This is a genomic window from Bacillus sp. NH11B (genome assembly GCF_001884205.1).
Taxonomy (GTDB): Bacteria; Bacillota; Bacilli; order Bacillales; family Bacillaceae_G; genus Bacillus_A; species Bacillus_A proteolyticus.
The window spans coordinates 64,366-87,317 of sequence record NZ_MAOG01000017.1; the positions used below are offsets into that span (position 1 = coordinate 64,366).

The window sequence follows — 22,952 nt, forward strand, 5'->3', positions numbered from 1 at the left end:
TTTAATTTATTTTATATTAGTTTTTCATTAACTTGTTCCACTCATCTTCAAAGTTGCTATATGGTTTAGAACTTTCTGGAGCAGAATCAACAACTACGTTTTTTTCTTTTTTCCACTCACGGTATCCGTAGTATAAAACTACTAATGCTGCGATACCGATTAATGCTGGGGAATGAGAAAGTGCAATGGACAAACCGATTAAACCAACAATACCCCAAGCTAACTTTCCAAAAAATGATTGTGCTCGCACAAATGATTTATAGCTCCAGTACACAACTCCTGCTCCGATTGCGAATCCTACAATACCAGCAAGACTACCAAGAGCAATTAAAGCCAAAATACCGGCCGCGATAAACGCTAGAAATTGTTTCATCTTGTGCTTGCCTCCCTTCGATTTGATACTCTTATCTTAACTATTTTTTCTTTTTTCCATAACGAGCTTAAGAACCGTTTTTAACTCAGACTTAAGACTGAGTTAAATTCAGCCTTTTGTAAAAACAGAAGGTAGGATAGGATAATTCCCTCTTTTATCACACATAAAAAGCCGTACAGAGAATATTCTCTGTACGGCTTCTGTTACTACGAATAACATCCATATTTAATTATGCTGTTTTATGATACTCTTTTTTTTCCGCCACTTTAGAAAATCTCGGGAAACCAATTAATATAGAAATGATTCCACATACTCCAACTAAGATCGGATAAAATGCATATGGTAACAATTCAACCGGAGATAACGCAGCAAATCCTGCCGCAGTTAACATTTGAGCACCATATGGGATTAACCCTTGTATACAGCAAGAGAAAAGATCTAGTACACTCGCTGATTTACGTGGATCAATTTCATATTGATCCGCAATGTTCTTCGCAAGAGGACCTGTAAAAATAATCGAAATCGTATTATTCGCTGTACACATATTCGTCATACTCACTAAACCAGCAATACCGAACTCTGCTCCTTTTTTCGAACGAATATTACGCGTTAAAAGATTCATTAAATATTGAATACCACCATTATATTGGATCAGTTCAACCATACCACCGATTAATATAGCAAGTAATACTAGCTCCATCATACTGCCCATGCCAGTCGTTACACTTTTAAAGAAACTTTCTAACGTGTAACTTCCATCTATAAGCCCTATAACACCTGATAATACAGTTCCACCAGTTAACACAATAAGTACATTCCAACCAAGTAACGCCGTAATAAGTACTCCTGCATACGGTAAAATCTTTATCCAGTCGAAACTATGGGCTTTAACTTGTGTATCACTTCCTAAAGTAATTATTACTAATAGTACAATTGTAATAATAGCAGCTGGCAATACAATTAAAAAGTTCGTTTTAAACTTATCTTTCATTTCTGTTCCTTGTGAACGAACAGCAGCAATTGTTGTATCTGAAATAAATGATAAATTATCACCAAACATCGCTCCGCCCACAACAGTAGCCATCGCAAGTGCAATTGAGATATCAGTTTGCCCACTAATCCCTACAGCAATTGGTGCTAGTGCTGCAATTGTTCCCATTGAAGTTCCCATCGCTAATGAAATAAATGCCCCTATAACAAAAATTCCAGCAACGATAAATCCTGGTGGCAAAATAGATAACGCTAAATTAACAGTTGAATCAACTCCGCCCATTCCTTTTGCTGTTTCAGAAAACGCCCCTGCAAGTACAAAAATTAATACCATAATCATAATATCCGGATTTCCTGCACCTTTAGCAAATCGTTCTACTTTCGCATTAAAGCTTTCTTTACGATTCATCACTAAAGCGACCCCTACAGCAATTGAAATTGCTACAAGTATCGGCAATTTATAGAAATCACCTGTAATAATTCCAGAACCAATAAATAGCGCCAAAAATATACCAAGTGGTAATAAAGCTAAACCATTTCCTCTCGTTTCTTTCAAAGTACCATCTCTCCCTAGTTTCAACCTTTTTCTAATGAATAACAAAAGACCTCTTCCAATGAGAAGAGGTCTTATACATCTATAAGAAACGCTCTTCTCATCTTTCAAGCACATGCTTGCTGGATTTGGCACAGCACTCTGAAATCGAGTCCGCTGCCGAGGCATCGTAGGGCCAGTCCCTCCGCCTCTCTTTATAAGAAGGTTTCATATTTATTTTTTAATAATAATTTCTTCCCTAACTTTACTCGCTTACAAAACAAAAGTCAATTATTTTTTGTATAGATTTTTTTGGTAATTATGCAAAAATTTGAATACAACAATCATTTTAACTTTTCGATTTCTTTATCTAATATTGAAATCCAAGAAAATTCTCCATTTTTTATCGTTGCTACAATCCATTTTGTTATACGCCATGCTAATTCATATTCTTCCTTAGTAACATCACCTATATTATAGGCATCCTCTAACTCATCTTCATCCAATACATAAATCTCACCGCTCGGTAACAATACTACATCTAAGTATAAATCATCAAAATAAGGCAAACCACGATCGTCAATTTTAAATTCTTTCGTCACATCGATATAATATTGCACTAATTGTTTTTGATTGTCTAACATAGCTGTAATTGCAAAGTTTTTGTCGCTTATAAAATATTGCATCCATGTATACCCATCACCTGCAATGCAAATCTCTTTACTATTGTATTCTTTATAACTAGGCTCTCTCACCTTTTTTATATCCAATATTCCTAACATACCTGCTTCAACTCGTTTTACTGTGTATGTCTTCTCTATTAATCGCTTCCACGTAGAACCATCACCGTACTTACGTTTCATAACTTTCGCTCCTCTTCTACATACAGAAAAGCTCTCACATAATATGTGAGAGCTTTTCAAATCATAATTAAGCCGCTTGACCCTTTTCAGATATCTCTTTTAAATAGGCTTGTCCTTTTTCAGCGTCATATTGACCTTCCCACTTAGACATAACTACAGCCGCTAAAGAGTTACCTACAACGTTAACTGCCGTACGAGCCATATCTAGAATACGGTCAATACCTGCAATAAACGCTAAACCTTCAGCTGGAATACCTACTGTACCAAGTGTTGCTAATAATACAACGAATGATACGCCCGGTACACCCGCGATACCTTTTGATGTAACCATTAATACAAGTAATAACGTAATTTGTTGTGTAATGGATAATTCAATACCGTACATTTGCGCTAAGAAAATTGCCGCAATTGCTTGATATAACGTTGATCCATCTAAGTTAAATGAATAACCTGTTGGAATAACGAAAGATGTAATTGCTTTCGGGCAACCGAATTTCTCCATTTTCTCCATAATTTTCGGTAAAACCGTTTCTGAACTTGCTGTAGAGTACGCTAAGATCAGCTCGTCTTTTAAAATTTTAAAGAATTGGAAAATGTTAATACCGAATATTTTCGCTGTAAGTCCTAATACGACCACAACGAAGAATATCATTGCTCCGTATACTACAATGAGTAATTTCCCTAATGGAATTAATGAAGCTAATCCGAATGTAGAAACTGTAACACCAATTAATGCGAATACACCAAATGGCGCAAACTTCATAACTTGGTTCGTTACATAAAACATTGCATCTGCTACACCTTGGAAAAATTGCAGAACTGGTTTGCCACGCTCACCAATTGCTGCTACACCTAAACCAAATAATACTGAGAAGAAGATAATAGCAAGCATATCACCTTCAGCTAATGATTTCATAATGTTCGTCGGAACAATATTTACAAACGTATCCGCGAACGAATGACTTTGTACTTGCTCTGTCGTATGTGTATATTTAGAAATATCTGTTTTTGTTAACTTATCCATATCAACGCCTTTTCCAGGTTGGAAAATGTTTGCTATTAATAGACCAACAGCAATTGCAATCGTTGTAATAATTTCAAAGTAAATAATTGTTTTTCCGCCTAGTCGGCCTAACTTCTTAACATCGCCAACACCAGCAACCCCAACAACAATACTCGCTACAACAATCGGTACAACAATCATCTTAATTAATCGGATGAAAATATCACCAATTGGTTGTAAGTACTTCACCACTTCTGGATTGCCAAAGAAAATAGCCCCAACTGCAATACCAAGCGCAAGTCCTATTAAAATTTGCCATGCAAGTCCTATTCTTTTCATACTTGTGGTAACCCCCTCTTCGATGTGTCACTCTATCTCTCATTCTATGTCTATAAAACTTGAAATTAAGAGTATTACATATTATTCGACAATTCACTACATTTTGTCCCTGTTAAAAATCATAAATCAAAAATTAAAATCTGACAACAAAATAAGTTTGCCCGAACGCAAATAATTTTCTTGACAAAAATAAACCTCATGTCAGAAAACCTCACATGAAATCGATTCCTCACTAGTGATTGATAGATTTTTGAAGTACTGTTTCATTATGGAAAACTCCATCATTTCCCATGATTTTTTTAAACAATATAGAAATTGATACCTTTTTCATACATTCAAGAATTTTAACTTTATGACAAACACTACGAAAAGATGCTAAATTCCGACAAAACTTAGCAAAATTATAAAATTCTCTTTACATTATGATTACAACGATAGACACTCTTCTTCTTATGATATATAACATTCATAGGGAAAGGAGCCAGACAACAATGAAAAAGAAATTTGCAGCGTTTAGTGTTTTAGCAGCTGGAACGATTTTCGTTTCCCCGTTACTTTCACCCGTATACGCTGAAACGAATGAAAATAAATTATCTAATATTCAATCTGAATTAGAAGGCAAACAAAATGACTTACAAAATAAATCAGCTGAGAAAGAACAAATAGAAAAAGAAATCCAAGAATTACAAAAGAAAATTGATGATTTAACTACTTCTATTAATAAAAACGAAGCTGAATTAAACGATACAAAAAAAGAAATTAGCAACACACAGCAAGTTATTACTGAAAAAAAGAAGCATATAGAGCAATTACAAACGAACATAGATACACGACAGGAAGTTATTAAACAACGACTACAATCTATGCAAGAAAAGCCTCGTACGAGTATCATTACAGAAGTAATAACAAGTTCTGCAAATATTGCCGATCTTGTTGATAATATGTACTCTGTAAGTTTAATTTTAAATAACGATACCGATATTGTGAAAAAGCAAACAAACGATCAAAATGCTGTAACGACAGAAAAAGAGGCTGTTGAGAAAAAAGAGCAACAACTGAAAGAATCTGAACAAAAATTAGAGCAAAAACAACAAGAGTTAGTAAGTAATCAACAACAGCAACAAACTCTTATTAAAGATCTACATACGAAAGTATCAAAAGTAGATTCCGAGATTGAAGGATTAGAAGAGTCACAAGGTATTTTAGAAAACCAGCGTCAAGCTGTTCAAAAAGCAATTGAAGAGGAAAAACGTGCGGAAGAAGCTCGGAAAGCGGAAGAGGCACGCAAGGCTGAGGAAGCAAAAAAACAAGCCGCTGCTTCTGCTAAAGAAAGCACACAAGCCGCACCAACACCGCAAGATACGAACAAAGGTGGATTTATTAAACCAGCGGCTGGATCAAAAACTTCTGGATTCGGCGCACGTTCTTTAGATAACCATAAAGGAATCGATATCGCAGCTTCGGGAACAGTTCCAATTATTGCCGCTGCAGATGGTGTTGTTATCCGTTCAGAATTATCCTCTAGTTACGGAAACGTTGTTTACTTATCTCACCGTGTTAACGGAAAAACATATACGACAGTGTATGCACATATGAATAGTCGCTCTGTATCCAATGGACAAACTGTAAAACAAGGCGATCAACTTGGCTTTATGGGAAATACCGGTCAATCTTACGGACAACATTTACACTTCGAACTTCATATTGGGGAATGGAATGTTGGTAAGACAAACGCAGTTGATCCGTCTCCTTATATCGGATTATAAAAAAACTCGGTGCATACCGAGTTTTTTTTACTACTTCACACTTTTTAGGCGTTTTACATAAACTACAACTAAATGCCTATATTTTGCGGGGTGATAAATATGAATACACAATTACAAGAAGAATTAGAAGAAGCTAGAGAAGCATACATCGGCCGGTTATTTACATTCGGCGGCTCAGCGTTATTTTTAATTGGATCATTTATCGCAGTTGTCACAGCTTATAAAGCATATAATCGCTTATTAAATACTTCTACAACATAATAAAAAGACGGAGAAATCTCCGTCTTTTTATTATGCAAACATTTTAAATACGCCTATCGCATTTAAAAATACGATAATTACAGTTACCGGAATAACATAACGAAGTAAGAAGAACCAAATGTTAAATAATGTTTTTCCTTTCGTTTCCGTAACTTCTAATTCTTTCATTAATAACTCTTTACTCATTTTATTTGGTACGAATAGCGAAATGGCTAGTACCCCTAATGGCAGTAACACATTACTTACCGAAAAATCGACGAAATCAAAGAATGTCTTACCAAATATTTTCACATCACTCATAATTCCAAACGATAACGCTGATGGGATTCCAACTGCAAAAATAAGAATACCAATTAATAACGAAGCTGATGGACGCTTCTTCTCATTATCTTTCGCAACAGATGCTACTACAATTTCTAGCATTGAAATCGCAGATGTTAAAGTCGCAAAGAAGAATAATACTAAAAACATAATGAAGAAAAATTGTCCAAATGGAATTTTTGCAAAGACAGCAGGAAGAACGATAAACAGTAGCCCTGGTCCTTCTGTCGGTTTAACTCCTAATGCGAAAATCGCTGGGAAAATCGCTAATCCTGCAAGTACTGTAATAAATACAGTTAAACTTACAATAGATGTTGCTGATTTAGCTAAATGCTCTTCTTTCTTTAAATACGAACTATACGTTACCATTACCGAGGCACCTACCGTTAGTGAGAAGAAAGATTGTCCCATCGCATATAAAATCGTATCTGCTGTGAGCTTTGAAAAATCTGGTTTTAAGAAGAATTCTACCCCAGCCATAGCGCCATCAAGCGTTAAGGCACGAATAATGATAGCAATAAATAAAATGAATAATAGCGGCATCATGTACTTACTTGCTTTTTCTATGCCTTTTTCCACACCTTTACTAACAACAAAAATGGTACAAAGCATAAAGATGAATTGTGCTCCAATAGCACTTGCTGGATTTGAAATTGTTTCACCAAACAATTGCCCATAATCGACTACACCGTTCCAGAAACTACCTGTGACACTATAGTATAAATAAAGTAAAATCCATCCGCCTACAACACTATAAAAAGATAGTACGCTAAAACAAGTAACAACTCCCATACGACCAATCCAAGGATATAACTTACTATTTGGTACTAATATTTTATAAGCTGTAACCGCCTCTTTTTGGGTACTACGTCCGATAACAAATTCAGCTATAAGGAGAGGCATACCAATAAATACAGTTAATAGTAAGAATACAAGGAAGAATGCGCCTCCCCCGCCATTACCTGCAACATATGGAAATTTCCATATTGCCCCAAGACCTACTGCGGCTCCGGCTGCTGCGAGTACAAAGCCTATTTTCGACGTCCATTGCTGTGTTTCTTTCATTATAATTTCTCCTTTTCTGAATATTTAAACTTTTACTAATTATACACTTTCATTTCATACTCGCACACCTCCTTTAGAAAATAAAAAAGTCCCCTACACGCAAATATGCATGTAGAGGACGATATATGTAATATAAATACCGTGGTACCACCTCAATTGGATTGATAAATCCCACTTGTTCAAGTACAGGAAAACTCCGATACTCTATCCTTTTAACGGCGGAACCCGGGTTGCCTACTGCAATGTTCAGCATACCTCTCGCAAGCCCATTCTGTATATTTTATCGTACCGGGCTCACACCTTACCCCAGCTCTCTGAACGCCTCAAATATACGTACTCTTCTTGCTCATCGATTTCATCTATTGAAGTTACTTGTGATTATAAATTATATTTTTACATTTGTAAAGCACAATTCACTCACTATCCTACATGAAGTTCCCTCTCTAATTCTTGTAAAAAAATTTCTCTTTTTTGTTCATTTTGAACATATACCGACTTTAATACTTCTTGCAATAATATATTTTTCTTCCTTTTCTCTACCTGCAATTCTTTCACTTTTATTCTAACTTCATATAAAAAATCAAGATATGATTCATAGGTCTCATCATATTTATTTGCAATATCATCACGAATTTTTTTTGCAAGTTTTGGACTAGCCCCTCCAGTAGAAACAGCTACATTAAGTAGTCCACGATGAATTGCCGCCGGAAAATGAACATTTCCACTTTCCGGATTCGTAATAACATTTACCAATTGATTTGCCGAGGCATCTTCAGCAATTTGTTCATTTAGTACCGAATCGCTAGTCGCTGCGACTACTAAAAAAGCATCGTCGATATCACTTTTCTCATACTCCCTTTGATACCAACGAATTTGCTTTTCTTCTACAAGTTTTACTAAATTCGCATCTAATTCTGTACTTATCACAATTATATCCGCACCTTGTTTTAGTAAGGGAACAATTTTAAACCCTGCCACTTTCCCTCCGCCAATGACAACCACACGTTTCTTATCAACTCGCACTGTAAGTGGATACATATTGTTCTCCCTTCAGTATTTCCTCTGTTTTCTGAATTAACATCTCTCGAAACGCCACATTCTTCCCTAAATATGGACTTATTTTTATCTCTTCCGACTCATATTGACACACTTCTTTCTCAACATGTTTCATAAGTAAGCCTGTAAATAATAAGTAAGGTAACACAACAATGTTCCGTTCTTTTTGTTCTACAATTTCTTTCAACTTCTCATCAAACTTCGGCTCTGCAGCTGCTAAATAACTAACTTCCACCTCTTTAATGTTCTCTTCTTTTTGAAATAAAGAAGAGATCCAATTTATGTCTTGTAAAGTTTCCGGATCACTACTCCCTCTTGCAACAAGCAAAAGTGTTACTTCTTCTTCATAGTCTTTAATGCCACTTCCGTTATATACCGCTTTTACAAGCACTTCTGATACACCAAATGGATTACCATACACTATTTTGATATCCGGATATTCCTCGTTTAATTTTCGCAATTCAAGCGGAATATCTTTCTTTACATGCCCTGCCGCTAATAAAAAAACAGGAATAGCGACAATCTCTGTAGCACCACGCTTCACACATGTACGAAATCCTTCTTCAATAGAAGGACTCGCTAACTCTAAAAAACAAACTTCTTGAATATTTGCCTCTACACGATTCATACATGACGTAATAAATGCAACCGCTTCTTCTTTTGCTGCTTTCAAACGGCTTCCATGACATATATATAAGACAGCCTTCATTTTACAATACTCCGCTTACTGGATATGCATTTTCCGCTTGTTTCTCAAACCAATGTATCTTTTCTCTAAAACGGACAACTTCTCCAATAACAATCATACTTGGATTTTGAATCTGTTCTTTTTTAGCTACTTCTACTATCGTTCCTAACGTCCCTGTAACTGTACGTTGCATAGATGTCGTCCCCCGCTCAATAATAGCAGCAGGTGTACTCTTTTCTTTTCCGTACTTTATAAGTTGTTCACATATATAAGGTAAATTACTAACCCCCATATAGACCGCTAATGTATCCACACCTTTCGCTAAATTTTCCCACTTCACTTCCTCTTCAGCATCTTCTTTCCGATGCCCTGTCACAATAGCAAAACTTGCACTTGCATCGCGGTGTGTTACTGGAATTCCAGCGTAAGCAGGAGCAGCTATACCAGCTGAAATGCCAGGAATAATTTCAAATGGGATACTTTGCTTCGCTAACGCTTCAGCTTCTTCTCCACCTCTTCCAAATACAAATGGATCTCCGCCCTTAAGCCTCGTTACAACCTTTCCTTTTTTCGCATATTTAATAAGAAATGTGTTAATTGTCTCTTGCTTCATCGTGTGATAATTTGGGAGTTTCCCGCAATAAATTAAATCCGCTTCAGGCTTTGCATAAGAAAGCAATTCTTTATTTACGAGACGGTCGTACAAAATGACATCAGCCTTCTCGATGCATCTCAACCCTTTAACAGTAATTAAATCCGGATCACCAGGACCCGCCCCGACGATATAAACCTTTCCCATCATCTCTCCTCATTTCTACTATAAAATGAAACTTCCACTCTTAATCACGAATGGAAGTTACTATTATTTCGTATTACATGTTCTCTACTCATGAATAACAAATGCCGCCCCTTTTCGAATCTTCTTTTTTTCAAACAAAGAAATCTCTTTCACTTCTGGTAACGGTAAAAAATGTTTTTCAAGCTCAATTTCCGCAAGCCTAAATGCCTGTTCTTCACTCTGAGCAACGACAACAATTGGAACAATACTATTTACTAATACAGCTTCAAATCGATATAAGTCCATATTGCCCCCTCCTAAGATGCTATTACTTCTTCTAATACGTTATTTAGTACAATTTGTAATTCTTCCACTCCAACACGTCCGACGAAATCATAAAACGTTTCGGCTAGTAGTTTATTCTTTTGGAAATAATTCAAAAATGATACGAGGACATCAGGCAAATCTTCTCCATCTATTTTCCCTTTTAACTTTTCGTTATATGCTCCTCCGTCTAATAGCGTTCCACCTACATATATTTCAAATGCCTCAACAATTCCTTTTTCCTTCGTTTTCATTTTTACTCCTTGCAAACCAATATCAGCAATTTGACGTTGACCACATGAATTCGGGCATCCTACCATATGAATTCGAACCGGAACATCGAGTGCGATTTGTGTATCTAAGTATTCGGCGATTTTACGCAATCTTTCTTTCGTTTCTACTAGTGCAAGATTGCAATACTCAATGCCAGTACATGAAACCGCATGACCGATAAACGATTTCGGATTTGCTGAAATTGCTTCAAACAACGGTTCACTTAATAATCCTGCAACATTTTTTGGCGGAACATTCGGAATAATGAAGTTTTGTGAGTTACAAGTACGAATTTGCCCGTTTCCATATTGCTTTGCAATTCTAGCAATCTCAAACATTTCTTCTGCATGTAAACGCCCTACCGGTACATTAAAACCGACATATTTTAATCCTTCTTGTTTTTGATCTTGGACGCCATAAAAGTATCCTGCATTCCATCCTTTGAGTGCACTTTCCCCTTTGCTTTGCAATGGTCCTGTATACTCTATTAATTTCTCTTTAAATTTCTCCGCACCCCAGTCAGCAACAAGAAATTTCAAACGGGCTAAATGACGTTTTTCACGATATCCAAAATCACGGAATATAGTAGCAATTGCAATCGCTACCGCCTTCACTTCTTCTGGTAAAACGAACACATCTAATTCATCAGCTAAATATGGACGGGCTGATAATCCCCCGCCTACTTTTATATGAAAACCAACTTTTTTCTCACCATCTATCTCTTTCGTAGCAGGTGTAAATGCAACACAGTTAATCTCTGCGTTTGCTGAGTTATAAATGTTAGAACTAATAGACATTTTAAATTTACGTGGTAAGTTAGAAAACTCTTCATTATGTTGGAAATAGTCATATACTTCTTTCACAATTTGCGTTGTATCAAATAGTTCATTCGCATCAATGCCAGCAAGTGGATTCCCTGTAATATTACGCGTTATATCACCACACGCCCCTGCTGAAGATAACCCCACTCTTGCTAATCGTTTGAAAATATCTGGAATTTGCCCAATTTCTAACCAGTGAAACTGAATCGCCTGTCTTGTCGTAATATCTATTACATCACGCCCATAATCCTCAGCGATAGAAGCAAGCACTTCTGCCTGTGCATTCGTAATAATCCCCGAAGGAATATTTACACGCATCATAAAATAGCCAGCTTCTTTCGGTCTTTGTAAATACAATCCCGCCCATTTAAAAGCGTCCCACTCTTCTTTCGGAATAGATTCAAATCCATTCTCCGCATAGTAGGGAATATCATTAAATATTTCTAATCCGTCTTTCTCTAATTTCTTTTTCTCTGTTTGATTTAATTTTTCATTATTAGCCCACACTTTTTCATAACTCATCTTTTATCCCCCTATATGAAACTACGCTCTTGTAAGTACTTCACAATTTGTTCTGCACATTCTTCAATAGAATACTTGTGCGTTTCTACAATTAATTCCGCTCGTTCTGGTTCCTCATACGGTGAATCAATTCCCGTAAACTCTTTAATATCACCTTTTCTCGCCTTTTTATAAAGTCCTTTCGGATCACGTTTCTCGCACTCTTCAATTGGACATTTTACAAACACTTCTATAAACTCATCTGCAGCTAATAGATCTCTTACTTGTTTTCGGTCTACTCGAAACGGTGAAATAAACGCTGTAAGAACAACAGTACCTTGATCTACAAATAGCTTCGCCACTTCACCAATACGTCTTATATTTTCCATGCGATCACTTTCAGAAAAACCTAAATCTTTATTTAAACCTTGGCGAATATTATCCCCATCTAGCACATAATTTCCGATATTCTTTTCAAACAGTTTACGAGCAACCGCATTCGCTACTGTAGATTTACCTGAAGCTGATAAACCAGTAAACCAAACTACAAAGCTGTGATGCCCATTCTTCACTCTTCTCTCATCTTTTGAAACAGAAGCTGTATGCCAAGTAGTATTCGTATCCATCTCATTCTCTCCCTATTCTGTTACTACTTCTTTTTTCAAACCTTTAATTAGCACTTCCACTACTTCTTTACGACTAAATGTACTTGGCGGAATCTCACCATTTCTTAACATTTCTCTTACTTTTGTACCTGATAAAATGACACGGTCCTCTTTTCCGTGCGGACACGTTTTCGTTGAAGCCATCGCTTCACATCTAGTACAGTAAAAACTATGTTCAAAAAATAGTGGCGTAATTCCTAACTCTTCTACTGTAAAGTTCGTAAAAATTTCTTGTGCTTCATATGTTCCGTAATAATCTCCTACCCCAGCATGATCGCGCCCTACAATAAAGTGGGTACATCCAAAATTCTTTCTTACTAATGCATGAAATATCGCTTCTCTCGGTCCTGCGTAACGCATCGCTGCAGGGAATACACCTAAAAAGACACGATTTTCCGGATAATAGTTTTGAAGTAATACTTCGTAGCTTTCCATCCTTACATCCGCAGGAATATCATCTGACTTCGTTTCCCCAACAAGTGGATTTAAAAAGAGACCGTCTACAATTTCAAGAGCTGACTTTTGAATATATTCATGAGCACGATGTACCGGGTTTCTCGTTTGAAATCCGACTACTGTTTTCCAACCACGTTTTTTAAATTCTTCTCTCGTTTCAATTGGATCTAAATGATAAGAAGGAAATGGATTATTCCCAAAACGTTTTGTAAGAATAATAGCTCCTCCTACGTAAACATTTGGTCGTTCATATAATTTTTTTACTCCCGGATGATCTTCATCCGTCGTTTTATATACAAGTAACGCCTCTTTTTCTTTATCAGGTACAAAAATATCTTCTATTTGAATGACACCATATACATTTCCATCGTTAACAAGTTTTACCTCCTCTCCTACTTTCAGTCTCTCTGCTACTTCTTCTGTTACTGGTAATGTAATTGGTATACTCCACACGCTACCATTTGCTAAACGGAGCGTTTCTACGACTGAATCATAATCCCTCTTCCCTAAAAATCCCGTAAGTGGACTATATCCTCCTATCGCCAGAAGTTCTAAATCACTAAGCGCAATTTTGTCTAGCTCAATTTCTTTTACAATGTTCGATATGTCATATGTTTCATCAATACGGTTTACTAATTCATTTGTTGTACTCATCTTTTTATATCCCTTCTTAGCTTTATTTCAAAATCTATCTTATTGAAAATGAAGGCCACACTCTGTCTTCATTTTCCCCGCCCATCTACCATCTCTTGAGTCACCACCATCTCCTACAGGTAACGTACATTTTTCACACCCAATACTTGGATAGCCAATATCATGCAATGGATTATATGGCAAACTATGTTTGTATACATATCGCCACACTTCTTTCCACGTCCAATGAATAAGTGGACAAACTTTAATAGATTGAAAGCGATGATCTTGATTTATAAAATTTGTATGCTTACGTGTTTCTGATTGTTCCCTTCTTACGCCCGATATCCACGCTTTTTCCGCTGCTAATGATTTTTCTAACGGTAATATTTTTCTAATTTTACAACAGAGGTTCGGATTACTTTCCCATAAATTCTCTCCATGGATCTTCGCCTGTTCTTCAAGTGTTAACTCTGGCTGTTTTTCTATAATATTTAATGAAGGAAATCGCTCTCGCACTTTTTGAATTAATTCATACGTTTCTTGAAAGTGAACATTTGTATCCAAAAATACAACTTTAGCAGATGGATTTACTTGGTTTATAAGATGCAGTAATACCATACCTTCTAATCCAAAGCTACATGCGTATACGATTTCATCTTTATATTCTTTATAAGCCCAACTTAATACGGATAGCGCGCCTTTCGTTTCATCTTCTTCTGAAAATGAAACACCATTTTCTTTCCACGTTTCATACGTCAACATGTTTTTTCCCCCTGTAAAAGCAAAAAGACGGTTTTAACCTAATAAAATAGGTTAAAACCGCCTCTAGTTTTTCTAGTCAGCGCTTTTTACTTTAAACGTACTTTTTCACTTTTCTCTAATTGAATTACTTTTCCATCTTGCACAACAATTGTAATTGAGCCATATTTCATATCAGCAAGCATCGCTTGAATTTTCTCAGATACTTCCTCAAAATGTTCCCGTACGCTCACGCGAACAGCCCCCCTTTTTATTCATAAAAAAAATCTTTCCCATTTCGAAAAGACTGTTCGGTAATATATTTTACCTTATCTTTCAAAATGGATTCCATTTTGCTGGATTTAGCACCTTGCTTTCTATAAGCAGGTTGCCGAGCTTCGCCGGGCCAGTTCCCTCCGCTTCTCTTGATAAGCTTTGTATTTGTATTTTATCACAATTCTGATTTTTTTCAATCCTAGTTTTCCGATATATTTTAATTATTTTATAAAAAAGGAATTGCCCCTCAGAACAACTCCTTTTCCCTACCTAAACAAGCTCTTTAATACGTATGCGATCGTTCCCAATAATATTTTCATACGTTTCACGCTCTACAACGATTTGTGATGTTCCGCCTTTTGCAAAGACGACAGCTGGTCTACGAATACGATTATAATTATTCGCCATCGAGTACCCATATGCCCCCGTACAAGAAATTGCTAGTAAATCAGAAGAAGCAACTTGCGGTAAGTTAATATCCCAAATCAGCATATCTCCACTTTCACAGCATTTCCCAGCAATCGAAACGAGTTCCTCATTCTCATCATTCCCTCGATTCGCTAACATTGCTTCATAACGAGCGTTATATAAAGCTGGTCTTAAATTATCTGTCATCCCACCATCGACTGAAACATATTTCCGAATACCAGGAATCTCTTTCACCGATCCGACTGTATAAATTGTTGTTCCAGCATCACCTACGATACTACGACCTGGTTCAATCCATATTTCTGGAAGCGGGTATTCACATACTGTAAACTGCTCTCTTATCGTACTCGTTACAGCCTCCACATATGTTTCAAGTGTTAACGGTGTATCAGACTCCGTATAACGTATACCGAACCCTCCACCTACATTCAATACTTTCACTACATAGTTTGTTCGCTCTCTCACTTCTTCTAAAAATTGACGTAGTACTTCAATTGCTCGAACAAAACCAGCCGTTTCGAATATTTGTGATCCGATGTGCGAGTGAATTCCTAGCACATTATAATTTGATTTTTGCAAAGCTAGCTCAATTGCTTGCATCGCTTGACCATTTGAAACACCAAATCCAAATTTCGAATCCTCTTGACCTGTTGTTATATATTCGTGTGTATGTGCCTCTACTCCTGGCGTTACACGGATTAATATGCTCACAAACTTTCCATGTTGCACTGCTAAATCATGCAAAATTTCTAATTCCAAGAAATTATCTACGACAAAACAACCAATATTCGCCTGAAGAGCCATCACGATCTCTTCTTCTGTTTTATTATTGCCGTGAAAATGAATGCGCGATGCTGGAAATCCTGCTTGAAGCGCAGTATATAATTCTCCTCCAGAAACAACATCTAATGACATATTCTCTTCACGAGCTACTCGGCACATCTCCATGCACAAGAACGCCTTGCTTGCATATGCTACTTGATAAGAGAAACCACTTTCTTTAAAAGCACGATGAAACGCGCGGCACTTTCCTCGAATAGACTCTTCATCGTATACATAAAGTGGTGTTCCGTATTGTTTTGCTAGCTGCGTCGTATCGCACCCACCAATTTCTAAGTGTCCTTGCCCATTGATTCGGCTTGTGCCGTGTAAATACATTTGAATTCCTCCCTTATTTCCTCTAAAACTCATAACCCCAATCTTCTATTCATTGCAGCACGCTTTTAGATAGACAAAAAACGCGCGGAACAATGTTCACACGCGTTTCTTATTAGGAAAAATATATATTGAAAAAATAAACGAGTTGTTATCTTCTCAAAATAAGAAACCGCATCAACATCTCCAAATAGCTCTCCATAAAATAAATCTTATGACAGTACTACATTTATTCAATGCAGTCCCAATATATGAATAAGATGGTTATTCTTATATTTCGGCAATAGTCCCTTTCAACCTATGATCACAGATTCCATTAAATCTCCCATAGCTTACTCTTTCCTATCGCGGCCTCTACCTTTGAGAGTAGATGAGGTAAGTCTATTTAATTTTCAAACATCTAATTGTTGCTATTAACAATACCAAAGGAACATTTTATTTGTCAAACAATTTTTTAAATTGTTTTTTTACAGTTTAATTTCGTTTCATCCGGTAAGCGCTTTATAGATATTTTTGTAACAGTCCATTCTCCTTCTTCATTGTTAAATGTCATACTTATCTTCTCAAATGGAGGAAGTACTTTACCACCTATTCCTGATTCATATTTCGTTATTTCAATTACTGCTTGAAATAAATATGTACCGCTATAAAGTTTTTTTAAACTAATAATTTTAGGACAATCAAACGGTTTTAATTTTCCATATTGCTTCTCAATCGCTTCATTTATTTTTGGAAATAACACCGAATAAAGAGCATCTTCCATGAGCGGTGCATCATATTGTGCTACTGATACACTCGGTGAAGAAAAAAGCATAAAACTAATGCATACTATTAGATATAATAATTTTCGCATCATAACCTCCGTACCATTGCGATACTTTCTATGTTTAACGAATGATAATAATCATACATAGAAATTCCATTTTATTGTCTCCCACTTCGCTTTTTCTACTCAATTGTTGCAAAAAAAGCCCACAACCCGCTTTTATTTTCGTATAATGATACTCATAGTATAATAATCATAATAATAAAGGACTGTTCGTATATATAAAGTGAAGCGCTATTCAAAGGGACTCACAAGAACTGTCATGCTTTTAAGAGAGGAGTATATTATGCTACAACGTCTGTTTCCAAAATTACGATTTGCACTAGTTGCAGTCGTTTTATTATGGATAAAAACATATATTGTGTACAAGCTAGCATTTGATATTAGAATTGATAACTTCTTTGAAGAATTTATGCTTTTTATTAACCCACTAGCTTCGTTACTTTTATTTTTTGGTTTCGCTTTACTTGCATCTAAGTACCGAAACCGAATTATTATTGTAATTAGTTTTATACTGTCATTTATTTTATTTGGAAATGCAATGTTTTACGGGTTCTATAACGATTTTGTTACTTTCCCTGTTTTATTCCAAACAAATAATATGGCTGACTTAGGAACGAGCATTAAAGAACTATTTACGTATAAAACATTACTTTTATTTGCAGATGCAATTATTTTAATGTTTATTTCACGTAAATTCCCATCATTCTGTGACAAGACGCCGCTTTCTCGCTCTGAGAAGCGAACTTTCTTTAGCGGTGTAACAGCATTATTAGCACTACAAATTGTTGTTTCAGTTATATATAAACCACAAATGTTCTCACGCTCATTTGATCGTCAAACTGTCGTGAAAAATTTAGGGTTATACACATATCATCTATTTGATATTACCCTTCAATCTAAGTCTTCAGCCGAGCGTGTATTTGCAAGTGGAGACGGGTTCTCTGAAATTAAAAACTATACAGACTCAAAAGATAAACAAGTTGATAAAAACTTATTTGGAGCTGCAAAGGGTAAAAATGTAATTTTAATTTCAATGGAATCTACACAAAGTTTTGTTATTAATAAAAAGATAAATGGAAAAGAAATTACTCCATTTTTAAATGAGTTTATTAAAGATAGTTTCTATTTTGATAACTTCTATCATCAAACGGGACAAGGTAAAACTTCTGATGCTGAATTTATCGTTGAAAACTCACTTTATCCGTTAGACCGTGGTTCTGTATTCTTCACTCATGCAACGAATGAATATACAGCTACACCAGAACAATTAAAGAAATACGGATATTCTTCTGCTGTCTTCCATTCAAACGATAAAACGTTTTGGAATCGTGATGTAATGTACCCTGCACTTGGATATGATCGTTACTTTAATTTAAATGATTACGTAGGAACGGAGCAAATGTCTGTCGGTTGGGGATTAAAAGATAAAGAGTTCTTTGAACAATCTATTCCAAAGCTAAAATCTTTACCACAACCGTTCTATACAAAATTTATTACTTTAACAAACCATTTTCCATTTCTTCTAAATCCAGAAGATCAATATGTTGATGAGTTTAATTCGGAAAGCGGCGTTCTAAATCGCTATTTCCCAACGGTCCGCTACACGGATGAAGCTCTCAAATTATTCATTAACCAATTAAAAGAAGAAGGACTTTACGACAATTCTGTTATTGTCATTTATGGAGATCACTACGGCATTTCCGAAAACCATAATGCATCTATGGCCCAGTTCCTTGGGAAAGACGCTATTACACCGTTTGATTCTATGCAATTACAGCGCGTCCCTCTTATTATTCATGTACCTGGTCAAGAAGGAAAAGTTATTTCTAAAGTATCAGGACAAATTGATATTAAACCGACGCTTCTTCATTTACTTGGTATTAAAACAAATCAATCAGTTGAATTTGGAACTGACTTATTTATAAAAGAAAAAGACCCTCTCATGGTAATGCGCGATGGTAGTTTTGTAACAGAGGATTATGTGTACACAAAAAATATGTGCTACAAAAAAAGCTCCGGTGAAGAGGCAGATGTAGCGCTATGTCAGCCGTATATTGAAAAAGCAAAAACAGATTTAAAACTATCCGACAAACTGATCTATGGAGATTTATTACGATTCGATCCTAATAATCGATATAAAACTGGAACGATGATAACAAAATTTGAATAATGTAAGAAGCAACTTTATGAAAAGTTGCTTCTTTTTTTACTTATACTTCAATCTTGTCCTCTATGAAATCTTTCACAAATTGGGAATTTCTTTCGTATGAGGAAGAAATTTATGGTATGATAAAATAAGTAAACTTTCATACACTAATTAAGAATTTATAACAGAAAGCAAGGGATCAGATTTTGTATAGAGCAGCTATTCCAAACTTATTTACGCTCGGAAATTTATATAGCGGATTCTTGTCAATTGGCTATGCATCTTTAGGATATTATAAATCAGCTGCTATTTTAGTACTTATCGGGATGATGTTAGATAGTCTTGATGGTCGTGTTGCTCGTTTATTACGCGTTGATTCACAAATGGGAAAAGAGCTTGATTCACTCGCAGATGTTGTAACATTTGGCGCAGCACCTGCTGTTTTAATGTATTACACATCTTTTTCCAACTACGGAATCATTGGACTATACATAGCGGGATTATTCCCACTGTTCGGAGCATATCGCTTAGCACGATTTAATGTAACACCATCTTCTACTTCTATGAAATATTTCACTGGAGTTCCGATTACTGCAGCAGGAGGGCTTGTCGCTTTCCTAACATTATTTTCAAATACCATTCCAAAAATCGTTCTTATTACAGTATTTGTAACGTTCGCATTTTTAATGGTGAGCCGAATTCGCATCCCAAGTTTAAAGGATGTACCAATTCCACGATATAGCATCATTATTACACTATTTTTAGTTGGAAGCATTATCACAATGTACCAAACAGGTTTTGGTAATTTTTCTGTTTTCTTATTCATTGCCATTCCACTATATATTTTGTATATGCTATCTCAATTCCTTAGACAAAGACCTTCTAAAAAAGCAAATAAAGAAAAATAAAAAGAAACCTTCCGAAATTGGAAGGTTTCTTTTTATTTTGTAACTAATAATTTTTGATTTACAGGTGTTACAGGTTCTTCATCGTTTAATACAGCTAAAATATTTCTCACTGCCATTTCAGCCATCGCATCACGAGTTTCGAATGTTGCATTTCCTACATGAGGAGCAAGTACTACATTCTTTAATCCTTTTAGCTCTTCTGTAATTTTCGGTTCAAATTCAAATACGTCAAGAGCTGCACCTTCAATTTCATTCGTTTTTAGTGCATGAGCAAGTGCTGATTCATGCATAATTGGTCCACGTGAAGCATTTATAATATATGCTGTTTTCTTCATCATTTTAAACTGTTCTTCATCAATCATATGATGTAATTTCGGATTATAAGCACAGTTAATTGTAATAAAGTCTGCTGTTTGTAATAATTCTTCCAATGTTACATATGTTGCTCCCAGTTCACTTTCCGCTTCAGGCTTACGATTTGGCCCCGTATATAAAATATCCATTCCAAATGCTTTCGCACGCTTTGCAACTGCCTTCCCAATTTCTCCAAGGCCAATAATTCCGATTGTCTTACCGTGTACTTCGCGGCCCAAGAAGAATAACGGTGCCCATCCGTTAAATCCAGTTGTACGACATAACGTATCACCTTCAGGAATTCTACGTGCAGCTGCTAACAGAAGTGCAAATGTTAATTCTGCTGTCGCTTCAGTTGATACTTTCGGTGTATTCGATACTGCAATTCCTTTTTCTCCTGCATAAGTGAAATCAATATTATCGTAACCAGCACCGTAGTTTGCAACAATCTTTAAATGAGGTGCCGCATCAATAACTTCTTTCGTCACCTTTGTAGAAAGTAAGCTTAACAATGCATCTTTATCTTTTACACGCTCTGTTAATTCATCTAAAGAAATTAATTCTTCTTTATCATACATTTCTACATCATGATCCTTTAATAGTTCTAATCCGATTTCTGGAATTTTCCCTGCTACTAATATTTTCGCCACTACTAACACCTCTTCTATGCAAAATAAGATATCTCTTATATTTCATTGTAAGAAATCCACATATAAAAACCAAGGAATTTGATTATAGTTTTGAAAATCGTCATTTTTTCACATAAGAAAAGAGGAGATTCATCTCTCCTCTCTTCTTACGCCTTCTCTTGCGATTCTTTTCCAAGCTTCGCATCAATTGTTCCTTCTGCAACTGTATCGCTAATTTGTTCCTCGATAACTGAGTTAGCTGTATTATTCGTTTCAGAAGTATAAGCTTGATCTATCACTTGATCTGTCGCTTGTACGTTTTGTTTATTTTGTTGTTTCACCATTTTTTACCCTCCTTTTCATTCTTTCTTATTTTGAACAAAAAGGGTGGTTTTCATCAAAAAATCGTGTTTTATTTTGAAATTGTTACTTCTTCTTCAAGTTGTCTCATTACTCTTACTCGTTTCGAAAATGTTGCGATTTGAGTAATACCGTGAGTCCGTAATGTTTGCACATTTTCTTTTACGTATTTCCCTAGATCATTCGGATAATGAGCATCCGAAGAAATCGTAATTGGAACTCCATATTTAGCTAACACTTGTAAATATAGTGGACTTGGACACATTTCACGAACAGGATAGCGATAGTACAATCCTGCATTTACTTCTGTTGCGGTATTCGTTTCTACTAGCGCACGCGCAATTTCCTTATAATAAAAAAGCTGTTTATTCTCATCTAACCGATAATTAAATACTTTTATGTTATCAAGATGAGCTATTATATCAAAGAGTTCAGAACGAACCGCACTTTCAACTGTAGCGAAAAACGCATGATATAAAGTATGTAAATCATGCTTACCAAAATACTCTTTCGCATCTGGATTATCAAATCCCCACCCCTCTATAAAATGGACTGAACCGATTACATAATCAAAGTCTCCTAATGCTAGTAACTCTTTTAGCTCTTGTTCGCCGCCGATAAAATAATCCGCTTCAATTCCAAGTTTGAGCGTTACCCCTCGTTTACTCCATCGCTCTTTTGCCTCTTCAATCGCCTTTGTAAAATCATAAAGAGACGTTACTCTTACTTGGTCTAGCCATTCCTTCTGTAAACGACCGAGTTTTGAATCACTAATATCTACATATTTTTCATAATATCCTTTCGCCTCGTGAAATCGATATAAATGATCGACAATGCCCACTTCCTTTATCCCTTTTCGCAACGCCTCTTCTAAATATAAATCAATCCATTTCGCTGTAAATGGGCCTTCCTTCACACGTTTTTGCAGGCGTTCTTGTGCTTTCATAAGCCATCCTATTGAATGTTTATCTTCTTTAAGCGGTTCATAATATTGTAGTGCATCATTTATTTTAGCAAGCCAACCTATTGAATAAGGCCCTTCTTCTAAATGAAGGTGATAGTCCACTTTCATCCATATTCCCTCCTTATAATGTATCTATTTCTTTTCGATCTCCTACTCTCGAAAGCTTTCCATTTCTTTCTTTCACTTCTTGCATGACATCTTCTAACGAAATATTTTTTTCAGCTAATAGAACAAAACAGTGATAGAACACATCAACCATTTCTTTTACTAGTTCTTCTTTATCATTATTTTTAGACGCGATAATTACTTCGGTGCACTCCTCACCAATTTTCTTTAAAATTTTATCTTCACCTTTTGAAAATAAATAATTCGTATATGATTCAGAGAGTGGATTTTTCTTTCGTTCTTCAATTGTTTCAAATAATAACTTAAGGATATCTTCCATATGTATCC

24 protein-coding genes, 3 riboswitches and 1 other annotated feature are annotated in these 22,952 nt (G+C 35.7%); of the genes, 4 read left to right on the forward strand and 20 right to left on the reverse strand.

Going from position 1 to position 22,952, the window contains the following annotated elements:
- Positions 1–16: 16 nt before the first annotated feature.
- The 4 genes from BAU27_RS04090 to gltP all read right to left on the reverse strand — a co-directional run bounded on the left by BAU27_RS04090 (position 17) and on the right by gltP (position 4,100).
- Positions 17–373 carry a lmo0954 family membrane protein gene (locus tag BAU27_RS04090; protein WP_048370510.1) on the reverse strand — a complete coding sequence of 119 codons (357 nt, stop codon included), beginning with the start codon at positions 371–373 and terminating at the stop codon, positions 17–19.
- Between the two features lie 229 nt (positions 374–602).
- A complete protein-coding gene (locus BAU27_RS04095; RefSeq protein ID WP_071744849.1) occupies positions 603–1,919 on the reverse strand; it encodes a Na+/H+ antiporter NhaC family protein in 1,317 nt (438 codons plus the stop codon).
- A gap of 94 nt (positions 1,920–2,013) precedes the next feature.
- Positions 2,014–2,119, reverse strand: a riboswitch (SAM riboswitch).
- Positions 2,120–2,239: 120 nt separating this feature from the next.
- The gene (locus tag BAU27_RS04100; protein WP_071744848.1) at positions 2,240–2,758 is read right to left on the reverse strand and encodes a ribonuclease FAU-1 family protein; all 519 of its coding nucleotides are present in this window, start codon (positions 2,756–2,758) and stop codon (positions 2,240–2,242) included.
- A 67-nt stretch (positions 2,759–2,825) separates the two neighbouring features.
- Positions 2,826–4,100 (reverse strand): glutamate/aspartate:proton symporter GltP, encoded by a 1,275-nt coding sequence (gene gltP / locus BAU27_RS04105; protein ID WP_071744847.1) that lies wholly within the window; start codon positions 4,098–4,100, stop codon positions 2,826–2,828.
- Positions 4,101–4,591: 491 nt separating this feature from the next.
- Between gltP and BAU27_RS04110 the strand changes: the two genes are divergently transcribed.
- Together BAU27_RS04110 and BAU27_RS32205 are read left to right on the forward strand one after the other, a co-directional pair.
- A complete protein-coding gene (locus tag BAU27_RS04110; protein WP_071770170.1) occupies positions 4,592–5,866 on the forward strand; it encodes a murein hydrolase activator EnvC family protein in 1,275 nt (424 codons plus the stop codon).
- A 99-nt stretch (positions 5,867–5,965) separates the two neighbouring features.
- Positions 5,966–6,127, forward strand: a complete 162-nt coding sequence (locus BAU27_RS32205; protein ID WP_175546520.1) for a hypothetical protein — start codon at positions 5,966–5,968, stop codon at positions 6,125–6,127.
- Positions 6,128–6,157: 30 nt separating this feature from the next.
- On the opposite strand, the gene BAU27_RS04115 is transcribed toward BAU27_RS32205, so the two are convergent.
- The 12 genes from BAU27_RS04115 to BAU27_RS04175 all read right to left on the reverse strand — a co-directional run bounded on the left by BAU27_RS04115 (position 6,158) and on the right by BAU27_RS04175 (position 17,162).
- On the reverse strand, positions 6,158–7,513 hold the full coding sequence (locus tag BAU27_RS04115) for a sodium-dependent transporter (RefSeq protein WP_071770171.1): 1,356 nt from the start codon (positions 7,511–7,513) through the stop codon (positions 6,158–6,160).
- 111 nt (positions 7,514–7,624) lie between these two features.
- Positions 7,625–7,872, reverse strand: a binding site (T-box leader).
- A 61-nt stretch (positions 7,873–7,933) separates the two neighbouring features.
- Positions 7,934–8,551, reverse strand: a complete 618-nt coding sequence (locus tag BAU27_RS04125; RefSeq protein WP_071770173.1) for an NAD(P)-binding protein — start codon at positions 8,549–8,551, stop codon at positions 7,934–7,936.
- Entirely contained in the window at positions 8,526–9,278 is a 753-nt protein-coding gene (locus BAU27_RS04130) for a sirohydrochlorin chelatase (RefSeq protein WP_071770174.1), read from the reverse strand. Before BAU27_RS04130 ends, BAU27_RS04125 begins: the two co-directional genes overlap by 26 nt.
- Position 9,279: 1 nt before the next feature.
- Entirely contained in the window at positions 9,280–10,056 is a 777-nt protein-coding gene (gene cobA / locus BAU27_RS04135; RefSeq protein ID WP_071770175.1) for a uroporphyrinogen-III C-methyltransferase, read from the reverse strand.
- Between the two features lie 84 nt (positions 10,057–10,140).
- Positions 10,141–10,341 (reverse strand): DUF3906 family protein, encoded by a 201-nt coding sequence (locus tag BAU27_RS04140; RefSeq protein WP_071770176.1) that lies wholly within the window; start codon positions 10,339–10,341, stop codon positions 10,141–10,143.
- Positions 10,342–10,352: 11 nt separating this feature from the next.
- On the reverse strand, positions 10,353–11,975 hold the full coding sequence (locus BAU27_RS04145; protein WP_071770177.1) for a nitrite/sulfite reductase: 1,623 nt from the start codon (positions 11,973–11,975) through the stop codon (positions 10,353–10,355).
- An 11-nt stretch (positions 11,976–11,986) separates the two neighbouring features.
- A complete protein-coding gene (cysC, locus tag BAU27_RS04150) occupies positions 11,987–12,580 on the reverse strand; it encodes an adenylyl-sulfate kinase (protein ID WP_071744839.1) in 594 nt (197 codons plus the stop codon).
- Positions 12,581–12,592: 12 nt separating this feature from the next.
- On the reverse strand, positions 12,593–13,729 hold the full coding sequence (gene sat / locus BAU27_RS04155; protein ID WP_071770178.1) for a sulfate adenylyltransferase: 1,137 nt from the start codon (positions 13,727–13,729) through the stop codon (positions 12,593–12,595).
- A 39-nt stretch (positions 13,730–13,768) separates the two neighbouring features.
- Positions 13,769–14,473: a phosphoadenylyl-sulfate reductase gene (locus BAU27_RS04160; RefSeq protein WP_071770179.1), complete on the reverse strand. Its 705-nt coding sequence runs from the start codon at positions 14,471–14,473 to the stop codon at positions 13,769–13,771.
- A gap of 86 nt (positions 14,474–14,559) precedes the next feature.
- Entirely contained in the window at positions 14,560–14,703 is a 144-nt protein-coding gene (locus tag BAU27_RS04165) for a YezD family protein (protein WP_000116163.1), read from the reverse strand.
- Positions 14,704–14,775: 72 nt separating this feature from the next.
- Positions 14,776–14,884, reverse strand: a riboswitch (SAM riboswitch).
- Between the two features lie 111 nt (positions 14,885–14,995).
- On the reverse strand, positions 14,996–16,312 hold the full coding sequence (lysA, locus tag BAU27_RS04170; protein ID WP_071770180.1) for a diaminopimelate decarboxylase: 1,317 nt from the start codon (positions 16,310–16,312) through the stop codon (positions 14,996–14,998).
- Between the two features lie 180 nt (positions 16,313–16,492).
- Positions 16,493–16,674: riboswitch (Lysine riboswitch) on the reverse strand.
- 89 nt (positions 16,675–16,763) lie between these two features.
- On the reverse strand, positions 16,764–17,162 hold the full coding sequence (locus tag BAU27_RS04175; RefSeq protein WP_071744835.1) for a DUF3888 domain-containing protein: 399 nt from the start codon (positions 17,160–17,162) through the stop codon (positions 16,764–16,766).
- 259 nt (positions 17,163–17,421) lie between these two features.
- Here BAU27_RS04175 and BAU27_RS04180 point away from each other — a divergent pair, with 259 nt between their 5' ends.
- The gene (locus BAU27_RS04180; RefSeq protein ID WP_071744834.1) at positions 17,422–19,308 is read left to right on the forward strand and encodes an LTA synthase family protein; all 1,887 of its coding nucleotides are present in this window, start codon (positions 17,422–17,424) and stop codon (positions 19,306–19,308) included.
- 182 nt (positions 19,309–19,490) lie between these two features.
- Positions 19,491–20,192: a CDP-diacylglycerol--serine O-phosphatidyltransferase gene (pssA, locus tag BAU27_RS04185; RefSeq protein ID WP_002158661.1), complete on the forward strand. Its 702-nt coding sequence runs from the start codon at positions 19,491–19,493 to the stop codon at positions 20,190–20,192.
- Between the two features lie 32 nt (positions 20,193–20,224).
- Here the strand turns inward: pssA and BAU27_RS04190 are convergent, their stop codons facing one another.
- The 4 genes from BAU27_RS04190 to hisE all read right to left on the reverse strand — a co-directional run bounded on the left by BAU27_RS04190 (position 20,225) and on the right by hisE (position 22,944).
- A complete protein-coding gene (locus BAU27_RS04190) occupies positions 20,225–21,196 on the reverse strand; it encodes an NAD(P)-dependent oxidoreductase (RefSeq protein ID WP_071744833.1) in 972 nt (323 codons plus the stop codon).
- A 146-nt stretch (positions 21,197–21,342) separates the two neighbouring features.
- Positions 21,343–21,519 carry a YozQ family protein gene (locus tag BAU27_RS04195; RefSeq protein ID WP_071770181.1) on the reverse strand — a complete coding sequence of 59 codons (177 nt, stop codon included), beginning with the start codon at positions 21,517–21,519 and terminating at the stop codon, positions 21,343–21,345.
- 68 nt (positions 21,520–21,587) lie between these two features.
- A complete protein-coding gene (locus BAU27_RS04200) occupies positions 21,588–22,607 on the reverse strand; it encodes a histidinol phosphate phosphatase domain-containing protein (protein WP_071770182.1) in 1,020 nt (339 codons plus the stop codon).
- Between the two features lie 13 nt (positions 22,608–22,620).
- Positions 22,621–22,944 (reverse strand): phosphoribosyl-ATP diphosphatase, encoded by a 324-nt coding sequence (gene hisE / locus BAU27_RS04205; protein ID WP_000389488.1) that lies wholly within the window; start codon positions 22,942–22,944, stop codon positions 22,621–22,623.
- Positions 22,945–22,952: the final 8 nt, after the last annotated feature.